The organism is Allobosea sp. P4_H5 (assembly GCF_056400825.1).
Genome location: NZ_JBFUKM010000004.1, coordinates 1 through 22,733, shown reverse-complemented (window position 1 = coordinate 22,733; position 22,733 = coordinate 1). Strand labels below are relative to the sequence as shown.

General features: G+C 67.7%; 25 protein-coding genes. 12 read left to right on the top strand and 13 right to left on the bottom strand.

Annotated features, from left to right (window positions below; genetic code table 11):
- Positions 1-4: 4 nt before the first annotated feature.
- The 5 genes from AC1DS0_RS09130 to AC1DS0_RS09110 all read right to left on the bottom strand — a co-directional run bounded on the left by AC1DS0_RS09130 (position 5) and on the right by AC1DS0_RS09110 (position 5,289).
- Positions 5-1,102, bottom strand: coding sequence for a TadE/TadG family type IV pilus assembly protein (locus tag AC1DS0_RS09130; protein ID WP_476814055.1), 1,098 nt, complete (start codon positions 1,100-1,102; stop codon positions 5-7).
- A 233-nt stretch (positions 1,103-1,335) separates the two neighbouring features.
- A complete protein-coding gene (locus AC1DS0_RS09125; protein WP_152016862.1) occupies positions 1,336-1,509 on the bottom strand; it encodes a Flp family type IVb pilin in 174 nt (57 codons plus the stop codon).
- 92 nt (positions 1,510-1,601) lie between these two features.
- The gene (locus AC1DS0_RS09120) at positions 1,602-2,987 is read right to left on the bottom strand and encodes a glutamate--cysteine ligase (protein WP_476814054.1); all 1,386 of its coding nucleotides are present in this window, start codon (positions 2,985-2,987) and stop codon (positions 1,602-1,604) included.
- Between the two features lie 218 nt (positions 2,988-3,205).
- Positions 3,206-4,381, bottom strand: a complete 1,176-nt coding sequence (locus AC1DS0_RS09115) for a carboxylate-amine ligase (protein WP_476814053.1) — start codon at positions 4,379-4,381, stop codon at positions 3,206-3,208.
- A 167-nt stretch (positions 4,382-4,548) separates the two neighbouring features.
- Positions 4,549-5,289, bottom strand: a complete 741-nt coding sequence (locus tag AC1DS0_RS09110) for a 16S rRNA (uracil(1498)-N(3))-methyltransferase (RefSeq protein WP_476814052.1) — start codon at positions 5,287-5,289, stop codon at positions 4,549-4,551.
- 175 nt (positions 5,290-5,464) lie between these two features.
- Here AC1DS0_RS09110 and AC1DS0_RS09105 point away from each other — a divergent pair, with 175 nt between their 5' ends.
- Together AC1DS0_RS09105 and ubiA are read left to right on the top strand one after the other, a co-directional pair.
- Positions 5,465-5,935 carry a hypothetical protein gene (locus AC1DS0_RS09105; RefSeq protein ID WP_476814051.1) on the top strand — a complete coding sequence of 157 codons (471 nt, stop codon included), beginning with the start codon at positions 5,465-5,467 and terminating at the stop codon, positions 5,933-5,935.
- A gap of 16 nt (positions 5,936-5,951) precedes the next feature.
- Entirely contained in the window at positions 5,952-6,902 is a 951-nt protein-coding gene (gene ubiA, locus AC1DS0_RS09100; RefSeq protein ID WP_476814050.1) for a 4-hydroxybenzoate octaprenyltransferase, read from the top strand.
- Between the two features lie 84 nt (positions 6,903-6,986).
- Here ubiA and AC1DS0_RS09095 read toward each other — a convergent pair whose 3' ends face one another.
- A complete protein-coding gene (locus tag AC1DS0_RS09095; RefSeq protein ID WP_476814049.1) occupies positions 6,987-7,475 on the bottom strand; it encodes a DUF6101 family protein in 489 nt (162 codons plus the stop codon).
- 288 nt (positions 7,476-7,763) lie between these two features.
- Between AC1DS0_RS09095 and AC1DS0_RS09090 the strand changes: the two genes are divergently transcribed.
- The 5 genes from AC1DS0_RS09090 (at position 7,764) to lpxK (ending at position 12,148) form a co-directional block, all read left to right on the top strand.
- Positions 7,764-8,591 carry a 3'(2'),5'-bisphosphate nucleotidase CysQ gene (locus AC1DS0_RS09090; RefSeq protein WP_476814048.1) on the top strand — a complete coding sequence of 276 codons (828 nt, stop codon included), beginning with the start codon at positions 7,764-7,766 and terminating at the stop codon, positions 8,589-8,591.
- Positions 8,592-8,797: 206 nt separating this feature from the next.
- Entirely contained in the window at positions 8,798-9,040 is a 243-nt protein-coding gene (locus AC1DS0_RS09085) for a DUF4170 domain-containing protein (RefSeq protein ID WP_476814047.1), read from the top strand.
- Positions 9,041-9,066: 26 nt separating this feature from the next.
- Positions 9,067-9,816 carry a lysophospholipid acyltransferase family protein gene (locus tag AC1DS0_RS09080; RefSeq protein ID WP_476814046.1) on the top strand — a complete coding sequence of 250 codons (750 nt, stop codon included), beginning with the start codon at positions 9,067-9,069 and terminating at the stop codon, positions 9,814-9,816.
- Positions 9,813-11,114 (top strand): 3-deoxy-D-manno-octulosonic acid transferase, encoded by a 1,302-nt coding sequence (locus AC1DS0_RS09075; protein WP_476814045.1) that lies wholly within the window; start codon positions 9,813-9,815, stop codon positions 11,112-11,114. Before AC1DS0_RS09080 ends, AC1DS0_RS09075 begins: the two co-directional genes overlap by 4 nt.
- A complete protein-coding gene (lpxK, locus tag AC1DS0_RS09070; RefSeq protein WP_476814044.1) occupies positions 11,114-12,148 on the top strand; it encodes a tetraacyldisaccharide 4'-kinase in 1,035 nt (344 codons plus the stop codon). The genes AC1DS0_RS09075 and lpxK overlap by 1 nt, the downstream gene beginning before the upstream one ends.
- Here lpxK and AC1DS0_RS09065 read toward each other — a convergent pair.
- Positions 12,116-12,337 carry a DUF2093 domain-containing protein gene (locus tag AC1DS0_RS09065; protein ID WP_476814043.1) on the bottom strand — a complete coding sequence of 74 codons (222 nt, stop codon included), beginning with the start codon at positions 12,335-12,337 and terminating at the stop codon, positions 12,116-12,118. The genes lpxK and AC1DS0_RS09065 overlap by 33 nt on opposite strands.
- Positions 12,338-12,456: 119 nt before the next feature.
- Between AC1DS0_RS09065 and AC1DS0_RS09060 the strand changes: the two genes are divergently transcribed.
- Positions 12,457-13,302 carry a dienelactone hydrolase family protein gene (locus AC1DS0_RS09060; RefSeq protein WP_476814042.1) on the top strand — a complete coding sequence of 282 codons (846 nt, stop codon included), beginning with the start codon at positions 12,457-12,459 and terminating at the stop codon, positions 13,300-13,302.
- A gap of 29 nt (positions 13,303-13,331) precedes the next feature.
- On the opposite strand, the gene AC1DS0_RS09055 is transcribed toward AC1DS0_RS09060, so the two are convergent.
- Both AC1DS0_RS09055 and xseA read right to left on the bottom strand, forming a co-directional pair.
- A complete protein-coding gene (locus AC1DS0_RS09055) occupies positions 13,332-14,060 on the bottom strand; it encodes an SGNH/GDSL hydrolase family protein (protein ID WP_476814041.1) in 729 nt (242 codons plus the stop codon).
- A gap of 156 nt (positions 14,061-14,216) precedes the next feature.
- Positions 14,217-15,740: an exodeoxyribonuclease VII large subunit gene (xseA, locus tag AC1DS0_RS09050; protein WP_476814040.1), complete on the bottom strand. Its 1,524-nt coding sequence runs from the start codon at positions 15,738-15,740 to the stop codon at positions 14,217-14,219.
- Between the two features lie 257 nt (positions 15,741-15,997).
- Here xseA and purD point away from each other — a divergent pair, with 257 nt between their 5' ends.
- Genes purD through AC1DS0_RS09035 form a run of 3 tightly spaced genes read left to right on the top strand, consistent with a single transcriptional unit; the run spans position 15,998 to position 19,156 of the window.
- Positions 15,998-17,278, top strand: coding sequence for a phosphoribosylamine--glycine ligase (gene purD, locus AC1DS0_RS09045; protein ID WP_476814039.1), 1,281 nt, complete (start codon positions 15,998-16,000; stop codon positions 17,276-17,278).
- 60 nt (positions 17,279-17,338) lie between these two features.
- Positions 17,339-18,253, top strand: coding sequence for an alpha/beta fold hydrolase (locus tag AC1DS0_RS09040; protein ID WP_476814038.1), 915 nt, complete (start codon positions 17,339-17,341; stop codon positions 18,251-18,253).
- 27 nt (positions 18,254-18,280) lie between these two features.
- Complete coding sequence (locus AC1DS0_RS09035) at positions 18,281-19,156, top strand: patatin-like phospholipase family protein (protein ID WP_476814037.1); 876 nt, start codon at positions 18,281-18,283, stop codon at positions 19,154-19,156.
- Here AC1DS0_RS09035 and AC1DS0_RS09030 read toward each other — a convergent pair.
- A complete protein-coding gene (locus tag AC1DS0_RS09030) occupies positions 19,116-19,862 on the bottom strand; it encodes an ArsR/SmtB family transcription factor (RefSeq protein ID WP_476814036.1) in 747 nt (248 codons plus the stop codon). The genes AC1DS0_RS09035 and AC1DS0_RS09030 overlap by 41 nt on opposite strands.
- Before the next feature lie 154 nt (positions 19,863-20,016).
- Between AC1DS0_RS09030 and AC1DS0_RS09025 the strand changes: the two genes are divergently transcribed.
- Complete coding sequence (locus tag AC1DS0_RS09025) at positions 20,017-20,757, top strand: sulfite exporter TauE/SafE family protein (RefSeq protein ID WP_476814035.1); 741 nt, start codon at positions 20,017-20,019, stop codon at positions 20,755-20,757.
- Position 20,758: 1 nt separating this feature from the next.
- Here the strand turns inward: AC1DS0_RS09025 and AC1DS0_RS09020 are convergent, their stop codons facing one another.
- The 3 genes from AC1DS0_RS09020 to AC1DS0_RS09010 form a co-directional block, all read right to left on the bottom strand.
- The gene (locus AC1DS0_RS09020; RefSeq protein WP_476814034.1) at positions 20,759-21,139 is read right to left on the bottom strand and encodes a hypothetical protein; all 381 of its coding nucleotides are present in this window, start codon (positions 21,137-21,139) and stop codon (positions 20,759-20,761) included.
- Positions 21,140-21,514: 375 nt separating this feature from the next.
- Positions 21,515-22,018 (bottom strand): GNAT family N-acetyltransferase, encoded by a 504-nt coding sequence (locus AC1DS0_RS09015; RefSeq protein ID WP_476814033.1) that lies wholly within the window; start codon positions 22,016-22,018, stop codon positions 21,515-21,517.
- Positions 22,018-22,485 carry a nucleoside deaminase gene (locus AC1DS0_RS09010; protein WP_476814032.1) on the bottom strand — a complete coding sequence of 156 codons (468 nt, stop codon included), beginning with the start codon at positions 22,483-22,485 and terminating at the stop codon, positions 22,018-22,020. Before AC1DS0_RS09010 ends, AC1DS0_RS09015 begins: the two co-directional genes overlap by 1 nt.
- Positions 22,486-22,733: the final 248 nt, after the last annotated feature.

Genomic DNA, 22,733 nt, shown 5'->3' with positions numbered 1-22,733 from the left:
CCGTTCACGGGCAGCTGCCGCTGCAGAAGCGGATGTAGTCGATCAGGCCGCCATAAGTGTCCTCGCGGCCTGCAGCCTGGAAGAAGATGCGATAGGTGCCCTTCGTCGTGACCTTCAGCGGAATCTTGCGCTCGGTCCACTTGTCGGTATGCACGCAGACATCGACCTGGTCGGTGGCCTTGTCCACGTCCTTGGAAGGCGTGCTGTAGCTGCTCGACTTCTTCTGAAAGAAGACCTCGATGCGATTGGTCTGGCTTTCCCAAGTCGCCGCCTTGAGCTTGTCCCACACCGCCTTCACGTCGGTGCTGTAGGCGCACAGAGTCTGGTTGGCATAGGCCGCGTTCCGAACACGCGAGATGTACCAGTAGCTCAGCTCGTAATCGCCCACCTCGAGATTGGTGAACTCGCGCCACATGTTCGAATTGGTCTTGCAGCCCGAGGTATAGCAGTGCGAATCCAGTTCGGCGAAGAAATTGCCGAAGCGGATCGTGTTGGCCGCGAGTTCCGGGATACCGTTGATCTCGATGCCACCCTTGCCGCTCTGGGTCGTCCAGCCATTCCAATTGTTCAGGACGGTCCAGCTGTTCGACGCGACATTGTGTCCGGTCTCGAAGGATTCGACGAAGAGAACCTTGCCGGTTCCAGTGGTGGGCGGTGTCCCAGGAGTTCCGACTACGTAATTGCAGTTCCGTTCGACGCGAAGCGCTATCGTATTGTAGCCTAGTATGCCGCCGAAGGCATTGGCGCTGGTAGCCGTTGCGACGGCCGTAATGATGCTGTTGGCGAGCGTGCTCGTCACCGTGACGCCGGTGACGCCCGACTGGGAGAGGTTGTTGACCTGCTCCCTGATCTTGGTGTTCGCGACCGAGGTGTAGTCCTTCTTCGGGTCCGCTCCCGTCTGCCGCGACAGGTAGTTGATCTCCAGCGACGCTGCCCGGCAACCGATCTCGACCTCGCTGGCGATACGCTGGCGTCGCGCCGCGGCCTGGCTGAAATCGATGCCTCCGCCGACAGCAAGAGCGATCGCCGGCGCGGCGAGGCCGAACATCAGCGCGCTGACGCCGCGCACATCCGTCAGGAAAGATCGGAACAGGCCGGGCATTGGAGGGCCTCGCAAACGGGACAGGCGAACTACAGGACGATTGCCTGAACGCTAGGCGCGGGGCGATTGAGAAAACCTTTCCAGAACTCGTGAATGTCGCTGGTATCGCTGGGAAAACCCGCCTGACCGCATGATCTTCCGGCGATATGGTAAAATGCGCTTAAAACTGAATGGAGAGTCACGGCACAGGCGGGCGAGATCGGCGCGCCACGACAGGCGCGCGCAGGAGTGTCCTACTGGAGGCCAGGCAGAATGCTGGCGTATTTCGCGTTCAGCAGCGGGCCGATCTGCCGGATCGTCGCGATCGCCGCGATCGAGACGAAGAACGCGATGAAGCCATATTCGAGCGCAGTCGCGCCGCGGCGGTCGCGCAGGAATTCGAGGGCCAGGGCCGAAAAGCGTTCCATGCCCACCAGATTAGCCCAAAACTCCGGACGATTGGTTAATCCGAAGCGCAAAACACGCGATCACCGGCGAATGTCTCGCTCGCCTACAGCGCCTACAGCGCGAGTTCCGGGAAGACCGGCTCGACCTTGCCGCCCCAGGCCCCCTGCTCACGCACTGCCAGACGCTCGGCGAGCGTGCGGCCGCTCTGGGCGATGGCGATGACCGGCTCGAGATAGATCGCCTCGTCGCGGCCTTTGCCGTCGAGTCGAGCCCGGCGAGCGAGACCTGCACGCGACAGCTCGACCACCTCGCGGGCGAGCTCGCGCAGCGGACGGTTCGCGATCTTGGTGTTGAGCCCGGCCTTCGGCACGGTGTCGCGCAGTTGCTGACGTTCCTCGGCGCTCCAGCCCTTGACCAGGTCCCAGGCGGCCGCGAGCGCAGCGTCGTCATAGAGCAGGCCGACCCAGAAGGCCGGCAGCGCGTTCAGCATCTCGACCGGGCCGGCATCGGCGCCGCGCATCTCGATATAGCGCTTCAGCCGCACCTCCGGGAACAGGGTGCCGAGGTGATTGACCCAGTCCGACATGGTGGCGCGCTCGCCCGGCAATTGCGGGAGCTTGCCGGCGAGCAGGTCGCGGAAGGAGGCGCCGGCGACGTCGTGATAGGTGTCGCCGCGCTTGACGAAGTACAGGGGAACGTCGAGCGCCCAGTCGACATAGGCCTCGTAGGACATGCCCTCGTCGAAGGCGAAGGGCAGCATGCCGGAGCGGGCATTGTCAGTGTCGCGCCAGATCTCGGAGCGCATCGACTGGAAGCCGTTGAGCTTGCCCTCGCTGAAGGGCGAGGCGGAAAAGAGCGCCGCGGCCAGCGGCTGCAAGGCGAGCGAGACCCGCAGCTTGCGCACCATGTCGGCCTCGTCGGCGAAATCGAGATTCACCTGGACGGTACAGGTGCGGAACATCATGTCGAGGCCGCGCGTGCCGACCTTCGGCATGTAGTTCTTCATGATCTGATAGCGCCGCTTCGGCATCATCGGCGTCTGCTCGCGGGTCCAGAGCGGCGAGTGGCCGAGCGGCAGGAAACCGATGCCGTGTGGCTCGGCGACCGCCTTCACATCGGCGAGGTGCTGGTCGAGCTCGCTGGCGGTCTCATGCACATTTGCAAGCGGCGCGCCGGAGAGCTCGAACTGGCCGCCAGGCTCCAGCGAGATCGCGCCGCCGCCCTCGGGACCGGCCAGGCCGATGATGTGGCCGGAATCGAGGATCGGCTCCCAGCCGAGGCGTGCCTGCATGCCCTCCAGCAATTGCCGGATGCCGCCGCTGCGGCCGGCCGCTGCGCCCTCATAGGGAACCGGGCTGAGATCGTCGCGATAGAACGGGAACTTCTCGTGCTCGGTGCCGAGCCTGAATTCGGAAGCCGGTTTTTCACCCTGCGCGATCCAGCCGACGAGTTCGGCCTTCGAGCTGATCGGAGTCGAATCGGATACGTCGCGGGCCATGGGCGCTCCGGCATGCATGCACCGAGGCGCCGCCCGCCGATCTGGCAGCCGGGCAACGCGCCGGATCTAACAATGCGACACGGCGAGCGGAAGCGAACGCTCCCGCCGCGCCATGCGCTGAGGAGCGCCAGCAATAGGCGAGCGGCGACCATACGACAACGACCGCAAACGCGTGCGAGCGCGCGCTGACCTTGCATCAATGCATGATCGCGAAGCGGTCAGGCGGCTCCGCGCAGCAGATTTGCACCCTTCGGCGCGAACCGGTCGTCATCCGCACGCGTCTGCGCGGCGATCCAGTCGGTGACGGCGACGAGCCCCGCGTTCTGGCCGCCAGCACCGGCGCGAGCCTCCTCGAAGATCGCGAGCTGCATGTCGGCGCTGGTGCCGCCGGCGACGATGGTACGGCAATGGGCGAGGTCGAGGCTGCAGCAGAGCGCAGCGGCATCCTCATCGAGCAGGGCCAGCACCTCGTCCAGCACCTGTCCGACCGGCAGCATGGCGCGGCGCTTCTCGCAGACGAAGCCGCCATGCAGGCCGTAGCGCTGGGCGCGCCAGATGTTCTCGCCGGCGAGGGCGCGCGAGGCGGCGGTGAGGTCGGCGTTCAGCCCGGGCTTGCGCGCGAGATGGCGTACCAGGCAGCGATAGAGCGCGGTTATCGCAAGCGTGTCGTCGAGCCGCGTGCAACTGTCGGCGACGCGCAGCTCCAGCGTCGGATGCTGATGCGAGGGCCGGATCGCCCACCAGATGAAGCTGGAATCGCGCATCGCGCCGGCGGCGACCATGGTGTCGACATAGGCGCGATAATCCGCAGCGTTGGCGAAGAGCTCCGGCAGGCCAGTGCGCGGCAACTCGGCATAGGCGCAGAGCCGGTAGCCCATCAGCCCGGTCCGTCGCCCCTGCCAGAACGGCGAAGAGGTCGAGAGCGCCAGCAGCAGTGGCAGAAAAGGCAGCATCCGGACCATGATCGAGATGCGCTGCTCCTCGTCCGGCACCTCGACATGGACATGCAGGCCGCAGAGCTGATTGCGGCTGCCGAGCATCTGCAGGTCGCGCATGATGCCGTCATAGCGCTTGGCCTCGGTGGCGCGCTGGCGAGCCCAGACGGCGCTCGGATGGGTGCCGCAGGCAAGCAGCAGCATATCGTGCTCGCGTGCGATCGCCGCGAGCCCCGAGCGCAGCCGCCGCAGCGAATGGCGGGCCTGGGTCATGCTCTCGCAGACCGGCGTCGCCACCTCGATCTGCGATTGCAGCATCTCGCGCTGCAACTCGTCGGGAAAGGCAGCCTGGGCCGCCTCGATGAAACGCGGTGCGATCTTGCGCACGGCGCCGCGGCTTCCGGCATCGGACAGGAAATACTCCTCCTCGATACCGAAGCGGTAGGCGCTGCTCACCATGATGTCTCTCCCCCGTGGCGGGCCGCCCCGGAGCGAAGCAGCGGCGCCAGACTGCCAGTCAATGAGTCGGAACTGCGACCAGCGGCGCAGTTTCCACGCCTAAACGCGGAAGCCGCCATCGCGTTCCGAGCGGCGGGAGAGGAGCTCACAGCACGCAAGTTGCGGAGTTATTTGACGGACCAGTCGCCCAATGTCGCCTGCACGACGGCGAGCGCCGCGACCGCCGCAGTGTCCGCTCGCAGGATGCGCGGGCCAAGCGACAGGCGTAGCACCCGCTCGCGCTGGAGAATCAGAGCGCGCTCCGATTCGTCGAAGCCGCCTTCCGGGCCGATCAGCAGGGCGATCGGCCCATGCGGGGCCTTCTGCAAGGCGGCGATCGGACTCTGCGGCTCCTGCGCCTCGTCGCAGAAGACCAGCAGCCGCTCCGGCTCGAGCGCTGCCAGCGCTGCCGCGAGCGGCTGCTCTGCTCTGATCTCCGGCAGAGCGAGGATGCCGCATTGCTCGGCCGCCTCGACCGCATTGGCGGCGAGCCGCTCGAGATTGAGCCGCGAGACCTGGGTGAAGCGGGTCAGCACCGGCTGAAGCACGCCCGCCCCCATCTCGACCGCCTTCTGGGCCATATAGTCGAGCCGCGCATGCTTCAGCGGCGCGAAAAGGTAGACGAGCCCGGGCGCGGGCGGCTGCGGGCGGGTTTGGTTCAGCGCCTCCAGGCTGGCCTGCTTGCGTCCTTCCGCCCGGATCGCGCAGAGCCATTCGCCGTCGCGGCCGTTGAAGGCGAGGATGGTGTCGCCGCTGCGCAACCGCAGCACGTTGAGCAGGTAATTGGCCTGGTCGCGCGCGAGTTCCAGCACAGCGCCCGTGGCCAACGGCGCCTCGCTGTACAGCCGGTGCTTGGTGAAATCCCGCATGCTCTTCGAATCCGATCCCGTCACAATGGCGCGAAAGTCGCCACAATCCCACGCTATCAGCAAGCAATCTCGGTGAATTACGAGCCGGCGCTTGTTGGCGCATGGCTCTCACTGTTATGGAAAGGCCCGCGACGCCGGGACGGGCGTGGGTGATGGGACAAGAGCGGAGCGGATGATGCGGCGATACGCGACCCTGAAGCTGGCGACGGCGCTGGCCGGGCTGGCCCTGGCCGAGCCTGCATTGGCGCAGGCGCCCTCGGGCTGCGAGAATATCCAGAAGCTCATGCAGGAGCGCCAGTCGATCGTCGGGCAGCTCAACGCGAACGCGAAGGCCAAGCGCAAGATGACGCCCCAGCAGGCCTGCGGCATCCTGGGTCGGCTGGTCGGCAACGGCAATACCTTGATCAAGTTCGCCTCCGCCAACCAGGACTGGTGCCAGATTCCGGCGAGCTTCGTCGACGGCATGAAGGCCGACAATGAGAAGGCCGGCGCCATCCGCGGCCAGGCCTGCAATGCGGTGAAGCAGCAGGCGCAGATGCAGCGCCGCGCCCAGCAGCAGGCGCAGCAGCAACAGGGCGCCAACCCGTTCGGCGGCGCCGATTCGATCACCGGCGGCGCGATGCGCGTGCCGCAGGGCGCGCTCTGATACGGCCGGCGCCACGATGGCGCCCTCGCCCCCTCTTGCGGATGCGCCGCTTCCCGACGCTCTAACCGGGCATTGGGTCGATACCAAAGCGCCGCGTCCCCTTCGGCCCTATCTGAAACTCGCCCGGATCGAGCGCCCGATCGGCTGGCAGTTGCTGCTGCTGCCGTGCTGGTGGGCGGCAGGGCTGGCGGCGATCGCAGCCGGCCAACCCCTCCCCAATCCCTGGCACTGCCTGCTGTTCCTGATCGGCGCGATCGTGATGCGCGGCGCCGGCTCGACCTTCAACGACATCGTCGACCGCAAGCTCGACGCACAGGTGGCGCGCACCCGTGGCCGTCCCCTGCCCTCCGGCCAGGTCAGCCCGAAGCAAGCCGCCGCCTTCATGGTCGGGCTGTCGCTGGTCGGCCTCGTCATCCTGCTGCAGTTCAACCGCTTCACGGTGATCGCCGGCATCGCCTCGCTGGCAATCGTCGCGATCTATCCGTTCATGAAGCGGATCACCAACATGCCGCAATTCGTGCTTGGCCTCGCCTTTTCCTGGGGCGGGCTCGTCGGCTGGAGCGCGGTGTTCGGCCAGCTCGATGCGCCGGCCTATCTGATCTATGCCGCCGCGGTGTTCTGGACGATCGGCTACGACACGATCTACGCGATGCAGGACATCGAGGACGATGTCATCGCCGGAATCAAGTCGAGCGCGCGCTATTTCGGCGCCTTCACCCAGCAGGCGGTCGGGCTCTGCTACGGCATGACGATCGCGCTCGCCGGCGTCGCCGCCTGGTTCTCAGGGGCGGGTCCGGTCGCCTTCATCGGGGTGGCGCTGTTCGCGCTGCACCTCGGCTGGCAAGTCCACAGCATCGCCGGCGCCGACGGGCCCACGGCGTTGAAGCTATTCCGGTCGAACTGGCATGCCGGCCTGCTGCTCGCGGCCGGCTTCGCGCTCGATGCACTAGTGAAGTTCGCCTTCTAGCAACCGAACCACGCTGTCATTCCGGGGCGATCCAAAGGATCGAGCCCGGAAAGACGCGGTGTTTCTGCGCTAAGCCATCCTGCTCTAGGACAAGATTTCGCCGCGGATCACCACGGGGCGCTCCGGCAGGCGGCCGGTCTTGCGCCGCGTCAGGAAGCGCGGCCGGCGGCCGGCGAGCAGGGCATGCCGGCGGCGGATGCGGACCGCGCCGAGCGCGACCCGGCCGACCTGCGGATAGGGTTCGGTGATCGCGCCGTCGCTGGTTTCGAGCAGCAACGGCAGGCCGCTGGCGCGGCCGGCATCGCGCCAGACGGCGATGGCATCGTCCTGATCGAGCACGGCGACCACGACCGAACGGCCATCGCCCGCGGTCAGAGCAAGCTGGAAACGGTCATCATCGGCAATCGCGCCGCCAGCCAAACGCAGCGCGACACCGCGCCATCCGGCACCGCCACGCAGGATGCGCACCGGCCCGACGCGCTCGATGCGTGGACCATTTTGCTGCTGCGGCGCTTGCGCCGGCTGCGAGGGCTGTCCGCTCTGATTATGCGCGCTGCTGGGAAAGGCAGGCACGCAGCCAGCCTCCCCAGCAGCCGGCGTGACGCTGGCCATCGGTTTTAACGCCTCTCTTTTAATCCCTGCTGCCCGGAACCCTCTGTCGATGCGGGGTTCTCGTGCTCTGCAGGGAGGAGAGTGGCCGGAAGGATTGTCCGAGCGCTTAAGCTTGAGGGTTAAACAAAGGTGTTGAAGCGGTTTTCCGCCCTCTTCCGGCCGGTTTCCCGGTTGATGCTTGACGAAATCTTTCTCTCGATGGTGGCTTTTTCCTTGTTCAGCCGCCCCGCAAGGCCGTAACGAAGCGCGATGACATCGATACCTCTACCGATCGCCGGGGATCTGTTGCCCGCCGTCGAAGCCGCCTGCCGCGAGGCCGGTGGCCTCGCGCTCGACCTCTTCCGCCCCGGCGCGAATACCGCCGCCAAGACCTGGTCGAAGGCCGGTGGCTCGCCGGTGACCGAAGCCGATATCGGCGTCGACACCTTCCTGCATGTCCGCCTCGCGGCACTGCTGCCGGAAGCCGCCTGGCTTTCGGAGGAAACGGCCGACGACACGATCCGCCTGTCGCGCCGCTTCGTCTGGGTGGTCGATCCGATCGACGGCACCCGCGCCTACATGGCGGGCTCGCCCGATTGGGCAGTCTGCGTCGCCCTGCTCGACGAGGGGCGGCCCGTCCTCGGCGTGGTGCACGCGCCGGCGGGGGCGACGACCTATACGGCGATCAGCAGCGGTGGAGCGCACAGCAACGGCAAGTCGATCCGCACGAACGAGCTCACGACGCTCGCCGGTGCCCGCATCGCAGGCCCAAAACCGATGCTCGATGCCCTCGCCCGCCAGGACAATTTCATCGCCGCGGACAAGATTCCGTCGCTGGCGCTGCGGCTGACCCGCATCGCCGACGGCACGATCGATGCCGGGCTGGTCTCACCGGATGCGCGCGACTGGGATCTCGCCGCCGCCGATCTCGTGCTCAAGGAGGCCGGCGGGCAGGTCACGACGTCCGATGGCGAGACCCTCGGCTATAACCGCGAGATACCGGTCCACGGCATGCTGATGGCGTCAGGAACCAGCCTCGCAGCACCACTCGCGCAGGCACTGCGCCGGCTGCGAGAGAGCCAGCCGCAGCGAAGCTGAAGCGCGGCGCGACGCCGCTGCCGCGGCACCAGGGCGAAAGCTGCCGGAAATAACCGCAATTTGTTGGCGATCGGCCCTCGCGCGGGCGCGGCTGATGGCTTATCTGATCGCACGGCAAAAACGCAGGCGAGGCAGGTCGGAGCGAATCCGGCAGTGCTCCAGCTTGCTTTCGACATAGACCTCAGGACACCGGTCGGAGACGAACGATGAGCACGAGCCAGGACAACAAGCAGCTGCTGCACCTCGTGATCGGCGGCGAGCTGAGCTCGCTCGACGGGGTCGAGTTCAAGGATCTATCCAAGCTCGACATCGTCGGCGTGTACCCGAACTATGCCGCCGCCCATGCGGCCTGGAAGTCCAAGGCGCAGCAGACCGTCGACCAGGCCCAGACCCGCTATTTCGTCGTCCATCTGCATCGCCTGCTCGATCCCTCGACGGCTCAGAATTGATCTGAAAGGCACCACAGTCCGGTTCGATGGGATTTTCGCTGCTCAAGACGAAGTTCGCGCAGGAGGCGCTCGGGCGCAGCCTCGCCTATTATCTGCGCCTGGTCAGGCGCACGAACCGCTTCGTCGTCGAGCCGGCCGACGTCTATGACCGCGTGCGCGGCGAGCTGCCGCTGATCATCGCGATGTGGCACGGCCAGCATGTCATGATCCCATTCGCCCGGCCGGAGTGGATGCCGTCCTGCTCTCTGGTCTCGCGTCATGGCGACGGCGGATTCAATGCCGTCGCGCTGCGTGAGCTCGGCATTGGTGCAATCCGCGGCTCGGGCGCCTCGGGCAAGAAGGTCCGGGAGAAGGGCGGCGCGCCGGCCTTCCTCGCCATGGTCCGCCGACTCGCCGCCGGCGATACCATGGTGCTGACCGCCGACATTCCCAAGCGCGCCCGCATCTGCGGCCCCGGCATCGTCCAGTTGGCACGCGCCTCCGGCCGGCCGATCCACCCGATCGCGGTGGTGACCAGCCGGCGCATCGACTTCAACAGCTGGGATCGCGCCTCGATCGGCCTGCCCTTCGGGCGCGGCGCCATCGTCGTCGGCGATCCCGTCTGGGTTGCGCGTGAGGCGGACGAGGCGACCTGCGAGGCGGCGCGGCTCGCCGTCCAGGCCGGGCTCGACGCCGTGCATGAGCGCGCCTATGCGCTGATCGGCGCGCGCGACCCCGGCGCCGGCCTGCGCGAAACCCAGGCTGCCAAGGCAATGGCGAAGGCCAACGCCGCATGATCGGCCGCAGCTTCATCATCCAGGCCTACCGGACGCTCACCGCCCTGCTCGAGCCGGTGGCCGCTGGCCTGCTGCTCTGGCGGCGCCGGCGCGGCAAGGAAGACCCGGCACGCCTCTCCGAGCGGCGCGGCCATGCGAGCGTCGAACGGCCGGCGAAGACGCTGGTCTGGCTGCACGGCGCCAGCGTCGGCGAGACGGTGACGCTGCTGCCCCTGATCGAGCGGCTGCAGCGGCGCGGACTCGCCGTGCTGGTGACCTCGGGCACTGTGACCTCGGCGCGGCTTCTGGCGCAGCGCCTGCCAGCCGGGGCGATCCATCAGTTTCTGCCGCTCGATGTGCCGCGCTATATGCGCCGCTTCCTCGACCATTGGCGCCCCGATCTCGGCCTGATCTGCGAATCCGAGATCTGGCCGAACCTGATGATCGAGGCCGGCAAGCGCGGCGTGCCGCTCGTCCTGGTCAATGCGCGCATGTCGCAGCGCTCCTTCCAGCGTTGGTACAAGTTCCCGCAGACCTCGCGCTATCTGCTCTCCGGCTTCGACCGCTGCCTGGCGCAGTCGCAGGAGGATGGGCAGCGCCTCGCCCAGCTCGGCGCGCCGCGCGTCAGCATCGCCGGCAACCTGAAATTCGACGTCCCCGCCCCGCCGGCCGATCCCAATACGCTTGCCTTGCTTGACGGCCTCGCCGCCGGCCGGCCGGTCTGGGTCGCCGCCTCGACCCATCCGGGCGAGGAAGAGGACGTGCTCGCCGCCCATCTCGGCGTCAGGACGCATCTGCCGAAGCTCCTCACCATCGTCGTGCCCCGCCATCCCGATCGCGGCGGCGAGGTCGAGGCGCTGGCGCAGGCCAACGGCGTCGCCAGCGCCCGGCGCTCGCTCGGCCACCTGCCCGAGCGCGACATCGACTTCTACATCGCAGACACGCTCGGCGATCTCGGCCTGTTCTACCGGCTGGCGCCGGTCGCCTTCATCGGCGGCTCGCTCGCCCCCATCGGCGGCCATAACCCCATCGAGCCGGCCAAGCTCGGCTGCGCCCTCCTGCACGGCCCGCTCGTGCATAAATCCGCCGACCTCTTCGCCGCCTTCGATGCCGGCGGTGGCGCAATCCAGGTCGCCGACCGGCAGGAACTGGCCCAGGCCGTGCATCGCTGGCTCAGCGACCCCGCGGCAGCGCGCCAGGCCGCTCGGGCCGCAGCCCGCACCAGCACCGAGCTCAGCGGCGCGCTGGAACGAACCGTCCAGGCGATCGAGCCGCTGCTGCTGCGCGCCACCATCGGCCAGCGCGAGAGCGTGGACTGATGCGCGCCCCGGGCTTCTGGTGGCGCGTGCCGCCATCCGCCCTCGCCCGGCTGCTGCAACCGCTCGGGATGCTCTATGGCGCGATCACGCTGAAGCGCATGCAACGTCCGGGTGCCGAAGCCGGCATACCGGTGATCTGCGTCGGCAATTTCGTCGCCGGCGGCGCCGGCAAGACGCCGACGACGCTGGCGCTGGCATCCCGGCTCGCCACGATGGGCGAGATGCCCTTCGCCCTGACGCGCGGCTATGGCGGGCGGCTCTCCGGCCCGGTGCGGGTCGAACCGGACCGGCACACCCCTGTCGATGTCGGCGACGAACCGCTGCTGCTGGCGGCGCAATTGCCGACGATTGTCGCGCGCGAACGGCCGGCGGGCGCTGCGCTGGCGCGCGAGGCCGGCGCAAGCCTCGTCCTGATGGATGACGGGTTGCAGAATCCCTCGCTGCACAAGGACCTGCGATTGGCGGTCGTCGATGGTGCCGTCGGCGTCGGCAACGGACTTTGCCTGCCGGCCGGGCCACTGCGCGCACCGCTCGCCGGGCAGCTCGGGCAGGTCGATGCCCTCATCGTCATCGGAGAGGGAGCGGCCGGCGACCATGTCGCCGCGCAGGCGCTCACCGTCGGCAAGCGCGTCCTGCGGGCCAAGCTCGTGCCGCCGGTCGACATTCAGGCGGAGCTCGCCGGCCTGTCGGTGCTGGCCGCCTCGGGGATCGGCCGGCCCGAGAAATTCGCGGCGACGCTGCGCGCCGCCGGTGCGAGGCTTGCCGGCGAACGCGCTTATGGCGACCACCACGCCTATTCGGATGCTGACGTCGCGGTGCTGATCGCCGACGCGAAAGCGAAGGCCTGCCGCATCGCCGTCACGCAGAAGGACATGGTCAAGCTCGCGCCGCTCTGGCCGGCGGCCGAGCGCTCGCTCCTTCTGTGCGTGCCGGTCACGCTCGTCTTTGAGGATGACGCAGCGCTCGACGCGCTGCTGCGCAGTGCCGTCGTAAAGGCCCGCTCAGGTGCGGCCGGCACGTCGCACGCGCAATAGCACCGCCTCGGGCGAGGCATAGGCCTCCTGCCAGTCGACCGACCAGTAGCGCAGATCCTCGAGCCGGATCGCAGCGCCAGTGACGGCGCAGCGGACGAAGGCGCCGGGGCGCACGACCCGGAACTCGCCATGGCCGTAATCGACCTGCGCTTCGGATCCGGAAGGGGGCAGACGTTCGTTGATGTTCATCACGGGGCCGTACAGTGGAGCGGCGGAAGACTAGCGCAGGGGTTGCAGTAGGACGCAACCATCTCTGAATCAACGCATTGTTCCAACAGGGTCTTTCTGTGATAGCGTCAGTTCCGATGATGTCCAGCCTGACCCGCGCCACCTTGCTGGCGATTGGTCTTGTTTCCCTGCTCGCGGCACCCGCGATCGCGGGCGGCTATGAACGCGTCCGTATCCCGCATGACGATTACCAGCTCGACGGTGTGATATTCCGTCCGACAGGTCCGGGACCGTTCCCTGCCGTGGTCGCGCTGCATGGCTGCGGCGGCCTTTGGCGCGAGCCCGAGAAGCTTTCGATGCGGCACAGCGACTGGGGCGAGCGCCTGGCCGAGACCGGGCTCATCGTCTTGATGCCCGACAGCTACGGCTCGCGCGGGCTCGGTTCGCAATGCGGCGTCAAGGACGTCACCATTCGTGCCAGCCGCGAACGCGTCGGTGATGCGATGGCGGCGCGGCGCTGGCTGCAGGAGCGCCCCGATGTCCGCCGCGATGCGATCGCGCTGCTCGGCTGGTCGGGCGGCGGCTCCAGCGTCCTGGCCGCGATCCGCAAAGACCGCCGGCCGGCCGATCGCCAGCCCGATTTCGCCCGCGCCGTCGCCTTCTATCCCGGCTGCCGGCTGCAATCGGAGTCGGGCAGCTTCGAGGCGCGGCTGCCGACCCTGATCCTGATGGGCGATGCCGACGACTGGACGCCGCCCGCCCCCTGCGATTTCCTCACCAGGGCGGCCCGCGCCCGCGGCGAGCCGGTCGAGCTCGTGCTCTATCCCGGCGCGGTGCATGATTTCGATCACCCACGTCTCGACCGGCGCGAGAAGGAAGGCGTCGCCTATTCGGCCTCCGGAACCGGCAAGGTCACCATCGGCACCGACCCGGCCGCACGCGCGGACGCGATCAAGCGGGTCAAGGCCTTCCTGATGGGTAAGTGAAGCGGCGGCGAGCAGCGGCCTATCAGACCTCAGCGTGCCGAGGCCGTGAGCGTCACAGCCGGCTTGTCGCCCAGGAGTGAGCGGGCGATGTCCTGCGCTAGGCAGCCATAGCCGGCATCGCTCATATGGAAACGGTCGCCGGCGAGCGCCGCCATGAAGCCGTCCGCGTCGCGCTGATACCAGCTCAGCATCGCCTGATAGCGCGACAGCACCGGAACGGCCTGTGCCCTGGCGACTTCGGCGATGGCGTCGACATAGGCGCGATAACGCGCCGTCTCCTTGATGCCCGGATAGAACTGCGGATCGAGGATGATGAGCCGGGTCCGAGCCTGCTTGCCGGCAGCGATCCCGTCGGCGACGAGATTGCGGAAGGTGCCGAGGTCGCCGCCGTTCACCGCATCATTGGTTCCGACCTGCCAGATCACCAGATCGTAGCGGCCTTCCGACAACGCGGCCTTCAGGCGCGACAAAGTCTGCGGCGCGGTCTCGCCGCCGATGCCGGCATTGACCATCTCGATGGAGCGGCCCGACAGGCCTTCGCGCAACAACGCGCCGAGCCGGGCCGGGTAGGTCTTGTCCTTGCCGCTGGCGCCGATGCCTTCGGTCGAGGACGAGCCGATGGCGAGGATGCGCAGGGGAGCGCTACCCTTGTTCCAGGCTGAAGCGAGATCGGCGGCATCGCGGGTGAGCGTCGACGGCTTGCAGACGAACTCGGTCGCGTTTGCCTGCTGAACTTGCAGACCCAGAGGCGCAAGCATGGCAAAGGCACAAGCAAGGCGTATCCGGAAACCGGCGAGCATCAAGGATCATTCCCCCAACCGCTATCAGGCAGCGATTAGCCAGCTCTAGCTGAACGCTATCTGAACGGGACGCTATTCATCCAAATTGGTGGTGAATGACCGGTTTTCGGAATGTCAGAACAGATCGCCCTGCCCGCTCCCGCCGACCGCCTTGCGCGCGGCCTGTCGCGGCGCCTGCGGCGGCGAAGCCCCCCCCGGCACAACGGCGCCGAAGCTGCCATCGGCGAGCGTGACCTGGAGGGCCAAACCCGGCCGCGCCGCTGCAGCGCTGCGCAGCAGATTGCCGTCATCGTCGCGCACCAGCGCATAGCCGCGTGCCAGCACCGCTTGCGGCCCGAGCGAGACAGCGAGCGCCCAGACGCTGTCGAGCCGGTCGCGGCGGCGCTGGATCTGGCGGGTGAAAGCGGAGACCGCACGTGCGGCGACCGCATCGAGCCGATCATTGGCGCGGGCGATCCGGTCACGTTCTGCCCGCAGCAGCGCTCCACGCGCCGCCGCCAGACGCTTGCCAAGGCCGTCGAGCCGAGCGGCATGTGTCGCGAGCCGCGCCGCCGGTGACTGCGCATGCAGGCGCCGATCGAGCTGGGTGAGACGCTGTTCGTAAGCACGGGCATTGCGCGCCAGCGCCGGCCCAAGCTTGGTGGCGGCAAGATCGAGCCGCTGACGCGGCGCAGCTAGCAGGTTCTCGGGTGTTGGCAGAGCACGGGCGAGCGCGCGCAGATCGTTGCGGCGGCGCTCGGACAGGCGCAGCGTCGCTCCGGAGAGCCGCCGGGAAAGATCCGTCACCTGCCCCAGCAATTCGACCCGCACCGGCACGACCTTCTCGGCCGCGCCGGTCGGCGTCGGCGCGCGCAGATCGGCGGCGTGATCGATCAGGGTCACATCGGTTTCGTGGCCGACCGCCGAGACCAGCGGGATCAGCGAGGCTGCGGCGGCACGCACCACCACCTCCTCGTTGAAGCCCATCAGGTCTTCGAGCGAGCCACCACCGCGCGCGACGATGATCACATCCGGACGCGGAATGCGCCCGCCTTCAGGAAGCGCGTTGAAGCCCGCGATCGCGTTGGCGACCTCAGCCGCGCTGCTCTCGCCCTGGACACGCACCGGCCAGACCAGGACCTGACGTGGAAAACGCTCCTCCAGCCGGTGCAGGATGTCACGGATGACGGCGCCGGTCGGCGAGGTGATGACGCCGACGACGCGCGGCAGGAACGGGATGAGCTGCTTGCGGCCTGCATCAAACAGGCCTTCGGCGGCGAGCTTCTTGCGGCGTTCTTCCAGCAGCGCCATCAGCGCGCCGATGCCGGCGGGCTCGAGCGAATCGATGATGATCTGGTAGCTCGACTTGCCGGCAAAGGTGGTGATCTTGCCGGTGGCGACCACCTCGAGCCCTTCCTGGGGCTTGGTCTTCAGCCGGCCGAAGACGCCCTTCCAGATCACCGCGTCGATCTTGGCGTTGGCGTCCTTCAGCGAGAAATAGACATGGCCGGAGCCGACGGGGCCGCGATAGCCGGAGATTTCGCCGCGCACGCGCACGAAGCCGAAGGCATCCTCCAGCGTACGCTTGAGCGCGCCGGAGAGGTCGGAGACCGACCATTCGGGGGCATTGCCGGGGGCTTGAGGCGATTCGTTGTCCATGGCGCGAACTTAGCGGCGCAAGGACGCAAGCAGAAGCGTTGCCCTGTCAGGTGATGGCGGCTATTGCGCGCCTTGTGGACTTCCTGCCGGAACCAGCCACGTCGTCCCGGGCGACCGGAGGGAGACCCGGGACCCATTCCGGAACCTCTTTCGGAAAGGCTCTGGAATGGATCCCGGATCGGCGCGGCTGCGCCGCTTGTCCGGGATGACCGGTGAGGTTTGGTGCACGGTGGATGTGAGCTGAACGAGGCGGCACGATGAACATTCTTCTGATCGGGTCCGGCGGGCGCGAGCATGCCCTGGCCTGGGCGATCTGCGCCTCCCCTCTCTGCGACAAGCTTTTCATTGCCCCCGGCAATCCCGGCACCGCGGAATGCGGCACGAATGTCGTGCTCGACGTCGCCGACCATCGCGCCGTCGCCGATTTCTGCAAGCTGACGGGCGTCGGCCTCGTCGTGGTCGGGCCAGAAGGACCGCTGGTCGACGGTATCGTCGACGACCTCGAAGCCGCGGGTATCAAGACCTTCGGGCCGTCGAAGGCGGCGGCGCAGCTCGAAGGCTCGAAGTCCTTTACCAAGGAGCTCTGTGCCGAATTCGGCATCCCGACCGCGGGTTTCGCCCGCTTCACCGACGAGGCTACGGCGAAGGCCTATGTCGCGCAAACAGGCGCGCCGCTCGTGATCAAGGCCGACGGGCTCGCCGCCGGCAAGGGCGTGATCATGGCCGAGACGGTCGAGCAGGCCAATGAGGCGCTGGCGATGATGTTCTCCGGCGGGCTCGGCGTTGCCGGCGCCGAGGCGGTGATCGAGGAGTGGATGATCGGCGAGGAAGCGAGCTTCTTCGCCCTTTGCGACGGCACGCATGCGCTCGCGCTCGCCTCCGCCCAGGACCATAAACGCGTTGGCGACGGCGACACCGGCCCGAACACCGGCGGCATGGGCGCCTATTCGCCGGCCCCGGTCATGACCAAGGCGATGGAAGCACGCGTCATGGCCGAGATCATCGCGCCGACGCTAGCGGGCATGAACCAGCGTGGCACGCCGTTCAAGGGCGTGCTCTTCGCCGGGCTGATGATCACCGCCGATGGCCCGAAGCTGATCGAATACAACACCCGCTTCGGCGACCCCGAATGCGAGGTGCTGATGCCGCGCCTGAAGAGCGATCTGGTGCCGGCGCTGCTCGCCGCCCGCGACGGCGTGCTCAACGCCGTCGACCTGCGCTGGTCCGACGATGTCGCGCTGACGGTGGTGATGGCCGCGAAGGGCTATCCCGGCACGCCCGAGAAGGGCAGCGTCATCAAGGGTATCGACAAGGCGGCCGCCGAAAAGAACGTGCTGGTCTTCCATGCCGGCACGCAGGCGGAGGGCGACGACATCGTCGCCAATGGCGGGCGCGTGCTCAACATCGTCGCGCTCGGCAAGACCGTCAGCGAGGCGCAGGCCAAGGCTTACGCGGCTGTCGACCTGATCGACTGGCCCGGCGGCTTCTGCCGCCGCGATATCGGCTGGCAGGCGATCAAGCGCGAGCGCGAAGGCTGACAAGATCTGGCAGCCTGCCTAGATAATGTGGCGCGACGCGAGAGCAGCGGAGAGCCACATATGACCAATATCGACAGCCTCTTTCCCGGTTTTGAGGCGCGCTGGATCGACGGGCCGGTCGGCAAGATCTTCGCTCGCGTCGGCGGCGACGGGCCGCCGGTGGTGCTGATCCACGGCTTCCCGCAGACCCATGCCGAATGGCACGAGATGGCCGGCGAGCTCGCCAAGACCCATACCGTCGTCTGCCCGGATTTGCGCGGCTATGGCTGGTCGGCCGCGCCGCATGGCGACGGCGGCAAGGCGCTCTACAGCAAGCGCGGCATGGGCGAGGACATCGTCGCCGCGATGAGCGCGCTCGGTTTCAACCGCTTCGCGGTGATCGGCCATGACCGCGGCGCCCGCGTCGCCTATCGCCTTGCGCTCGACCATCCCGGCCGGGTCGAGCGGCTCGTCCTCCTCGACATCCTGCCGACCGTGTCGATGTGGGAGGGCATGAACGCAGCGCGCGCCATGCAGGTCTATCACTGGACCTTCCTCGCCCAGCCCGAGCCGGTGCCGGAGAAGCTGATCCAGGCCGATCCCGCCGGCTGGCTCGACCACACCATCGCGAGCTGGACGCGGGCCAAGAAGATCGAGGCCTTCCACCCGCTGGCGATGGCCGCCTACGCCGACTCCTTCAACGACCCCTCACACATCCATGCCGCCTGCGAGGATTATCGCGCCGGCGCGACGAGCGACCTCGAGCACGACAAGGCCGATCTCGGGGCGGGCAAAAAGATCCTCTGCCCGGTGCTGGTCCTCTGGGGCGAGGCCGGCATCCCGGCCAAGGGCGCGAGCCCGCTCGCGATCTGGCGCGAGACCTTCGCGCCGCAGGCGGAGGGACAGGCGATCGTCAGCGGGCATTTCCTGCCGGAGGAGAATCCGCAGGATACGCTCGCGGCGGTGAAACCTTTCCTCGCAAGGGAGGTTGCCTGAGCGGCTCCCGCACCGCAACATCAGGCCATGACCAGCGTCTCCAGCCCCCTCGCCCGCCTGCCCGATCCGTCCGGGCCCGAGCTCGTCCTCGTGCTAGGCTCGGGCGGCGCGCGCGGCCTCAGCCATATCCCGGTGCTGGAGGCGCTCGACGAGCTCGGCCTGAAGCCGGCGCTGATCGCCGGCTCGTCGATGGGGGCGATCGTCGGCGCGGCCTATGCCGCCGGCCTCTCCGGACGCGACCTGCGCGCCCATATCGAGGCGAGCTTCCGCGACCGGGCCCGGGTGATCGCCCGGCTGCTCGAAGCGCGCATCGGCAAGATCGCCGATCTCTGGCGCGGCGGCCTCGGCAACCCAGTGCTGATCGACGGCGAGCGCCTGCTCGACCTGTTCTGGCCGCAAGCGGTGCCTGATCGCTTCGAGGAACTCGGTATTCCCTTCCTGTCGGTCGCGACCGACTACCACCTGCATGACGAGGTCATCCTCGGGAGCGGCCCGCTCACCCCAGCGGTCGCCGCATCGCTGGCGATCCCCGGACTGATCCGACCGGTGACGATCGGCGGGCGGGTGCTGATCGATGGCGGCGCCATCAATCCCCTGCCCTATGACCGCCTGCTCGGACCGGGACGCCTCGTGCTCGCGGTCGACACCAGCGCACCGGCGACCGTCAGCGACAGCCGCGTGCCGGAACCTTTGGAAGCGATGGTCGGCGTCTCGCAGATCCTGACGCGGGCACTGGTTCAGCGCATGATCGAGCGCCAGCCGCCGGACATCCTGATCCGGGCCGGCGGCGAGGGCTTCGGCGGGCTCGACTTCTTCCGCTGGCAGGCGATCCTCGAGGCCGCCCAGCCGGCGAAGGAAGAGGTCAAGCGGAGGCTGTCAGAGGCGCTCGAACGGGCGGCGTGACCGCCTCGGGCTCGTCGCAGCGGAAGCCCGGCAGGCCGGCCTCCAGCGCCGTACGCCCTTCCTCGGTCAGCACAACAGCGCGACTGTCCTTGATCCGCGTCACCCAGCCAGCCTCGAAGCAGCGGCAGGCCAAAGCCGCCGCAAGCGAGCCGGCGAGATGCGGGCGGCGCTCGCTCCAGTCGAGACAGGGACGCAGCGCAGCCCGCTTGCCCTTGCTCGCCGTCGCCGGATCAATCCCGAGTCCGACGAAAAGCGCGACACCGGAGCGGCTGAGCCCATAACCGCCATCGGCGACGGTGAGATGGCCGCCCGCCAAAAGCGCATCATGGATCGCGATGCCTAAGCGGCCGGCGAAATGATCATAGCAAGTACGGGCACGGGCAAGGTCGGCACTGATGCGCGAAGGCAATCGCCTGCCATTCGCCTGGCCGCCGGAGAGCACCATCAGCCCTTCCAATGCGGTCGCGACCTCCGGCCCCGCGAGCCGGTAGTAGCGATGGCGGCCCTGCGCGGCGACGTCGAGCAGGCCGCCCTGCATCAGCTTGGCAAGGTGACCGCTCGCCGTCTGCGGCGCGACGCCGGCCAGGAAGGCGAGTTCCTTCGCCGTCAGCGCGCGACCATCCATCAACGCGTGCAGCATGTTGGCGCGCGCGGGATCACCCATCAGATGGGCGATCTCCGCGAGATAGGGTCCGTGCATGGCCATGGCTCGACGCCTCCATTGTGGCTGCCATGATGACGTCCGCGCCCCCTGAGGCAAGCAAGGACGCTACGGCGGGGACCGTAGCATCGAAGAGCGACAGCCGGGGTCAGGACCTGCCACAAGTCGCGGCATCGCAATCGATCGGATTGGCAGGGCCATGGACCAGACGACGCTCCTCACCTTCATCGCCGCGACCTTCGTGCTCGCCGGCTTCGTCAAGGGCGTGATCGGGCTCGGCCTGCCGACGATCGCAGTCGGCGTGCTTGGCGTGGTGATGGCACCGGCCCAGGCCGCGGCGCTGCTGGTCATCCCCAATCTCGTCACCAACAGCTGGCAACTCACCGGGCCGAAGCTCAAGGCGATCGCGATCCGGCTCTGGCCGATGCTGGCCGGAACCTGCCTCGGCACCTGGGCCGGCGCCGGACTGCTGGAGAAGGCCAAGGACGGTTCGGCGACGCTCTGGCTCGGCATCGCGCTGGTGCTCTATGCGCTGGTCGGGCTGAAGGCCGCCAAGCTGCGCGTACCCGCCAACGCCGAGATCTGGCTCGGCCCGCTGGTCGGCGTGATCACCGGGGCCGCCACCGCAGCGACCGGCGTCTTCGTGCTGCCGGCCGTGCCCTATCTGCAGGCGCTCGGCTTCGACAAGGACGAGCTGGTGCAGGCGCTCGGCCTCTCCTTCATCGTCTCGACCATCGCCCTGTCCTTCGGGCTGGTCGGCGCCGGCGCGCTCGACCTGAAGGTCGCCGGCGCCTCATTGCTGGCGCTGCTGCCGGCGCTGGCCGGGATGTGGTTCGGCCAGGCGATCCGACAGCGCATTTCCGCTGCGACCTTCAAGCTCAGCTTCTTCGCCGGATTGCTGGCGCTGGGCGGCTACCTGGTCGCCCGGACGATGCTTTGAGCTAGCGCCCACGTCCCGCATAGGCGAGCCGGCGGCTGCGCTTGTGGCCGTACCAGGCGATCTCGCGGTCACCGACATCGACATGGACGAGACCGTTCGAATAGGAGCCGACGCCGCCGACAGCTTCGATCTTCTTGGCGACGGCCGCGGCGTTCCGCGGCGAGGTGGCGAGCGGGCGGAAATCGATGGCGTTGCCGCGATAGTGCTGGGAGTTGCGAGCGTGGCGGCCGCCGCAGGTCGAGGTGATCTGGATCGGGCCGATCTTGGCGGTGAGTTCCTTGATCATGCCGAGGGTTTCCGGCTTCAGGCAGCCGAGCCCTTTCACCTGGAGCTGGAACGAGATCTTCGCGAGATGGGTATCGGCGGCGAAGGAGGGGGACACAGACCAACAGGCCGCGGACAGCGCAGCCAACGCAACTTTACGCATAATGGAGATTTACCGACTTTGGAGAATGGAAGGCTCAAGCCACCATTCCTTGGTCTGGCTGAGCAGTGCAGCGGCGACCTACGGATGATACAAGGCAAAAACATGGCAAAAAGCGCCAGCAACGCCTTGATCGATCAACTCGAAACGCCTCTACCCCATCGGAGTTAGACCGATCGAACTAGGCGCATGAAATTCAAATACCAGAAAATTTACTTTACATCTATTCTCAAAAATTCCTGAAAATGATGCGAATACTCATTCTTGAAGTGCTAACGCTGTTCCTTGAAGCATTCGCGCGCAATTCGGCGGCCATACGGGCGCACCGGCCGATTACAGCCCAAACGCCGCCGGGTAGCTGACCGAGCCCCGCTCGCCAGCCAGGGCTTCCGGCACCAGTTCCAGCGCCATGAAGGCCTCACCTGAGAAAGGAGAGGCGAGGTTCCGTGCCAGCGCCGCCGAGAAGCCGAAGCGCGGATAATAATCGGGATGGCCGAGCACGATCACCGCCTCGGCGCCCGCAGCCCTCGCCTCGTCGAGCGCCGCCATGATGAGCCGACCGCCGATGCCCTGCTTTTGCAACCCCGGCCGGATTGCCATCGGCGCCAACGCCAAGGCCTTCACGGCGCGCCCGTCCATCACCGTCGGCAGCCAGCTCAGCAGGACATGGCCGATGATCGCACCGCCCTGCTCCGCGACCAGCTCGACGGCAACGAGACCATCGCTGTGCAGGCGCTCGACGATGCCGACCTCGTCCTCGCCACCGAAGGCGGCGCGGGTGAGCCCGAAGATGGCGTCAGCATCAGCTGGGTTCGCGGCTCGGATCACCTCCGCCATCAGCGCTTCCCCCGGAAGAAGTCGCGCAGCAGCTTTGCCGCCTCGCGTTCGCTCAGGCCGCCATAGACCTCGGGCGCATGATGGCAGCTCGGGCTGCGATAGAGCCGGACGCCGTTCTCGACCGCCCCGCCCTTCGGGTCGGAGGCTGCGAAATAGAGCCGCCTGATCCGGGCGAAGGAGATCGCCGCGGCGCACATCGGGCAAGGCTCAAGCGTGACATAGAGATCGCAATCGATCAGTCGCTCCGACTGGATGGCTTCGCAGGCCAGCCGGATCGCCAATGTCTCGGCATGGGCGGTCGGGTCCTTCAGCTCAAGCGTGCGGTTGCCGGCGCTCGCCAGCACCTCACCGCCGCGGACGATCACCGCCCCGACCGGCACCTCGCCGCGCTCCGCCGCAGCGCGTGCCTCGGTGAGCGCCAGCGCCATCGGCGCGACCTCGACCTGCTTTGCGTCGATCGATCCCATCGAACCCCATCATTGCCGCTCGCAGCGGGCGAAATCGCCTGCTACAAGCGCCGGCTAATACCAGATTCAAGAGCCGCTGCCGTCCCGGATCGCTTCGCAACCCGGCCCGCGATGATCCGGCTTCAGGAGCCACCATGAGCGACGACAACAACCAGAAAAGCCGCGGCCCGCGCAAGGGCGGCGGAACCGGTGGCCGCGGCGGCGGACGCGATGGCGGCCCTGGACGCGGCGGTCCCGGCGGCCGGCCC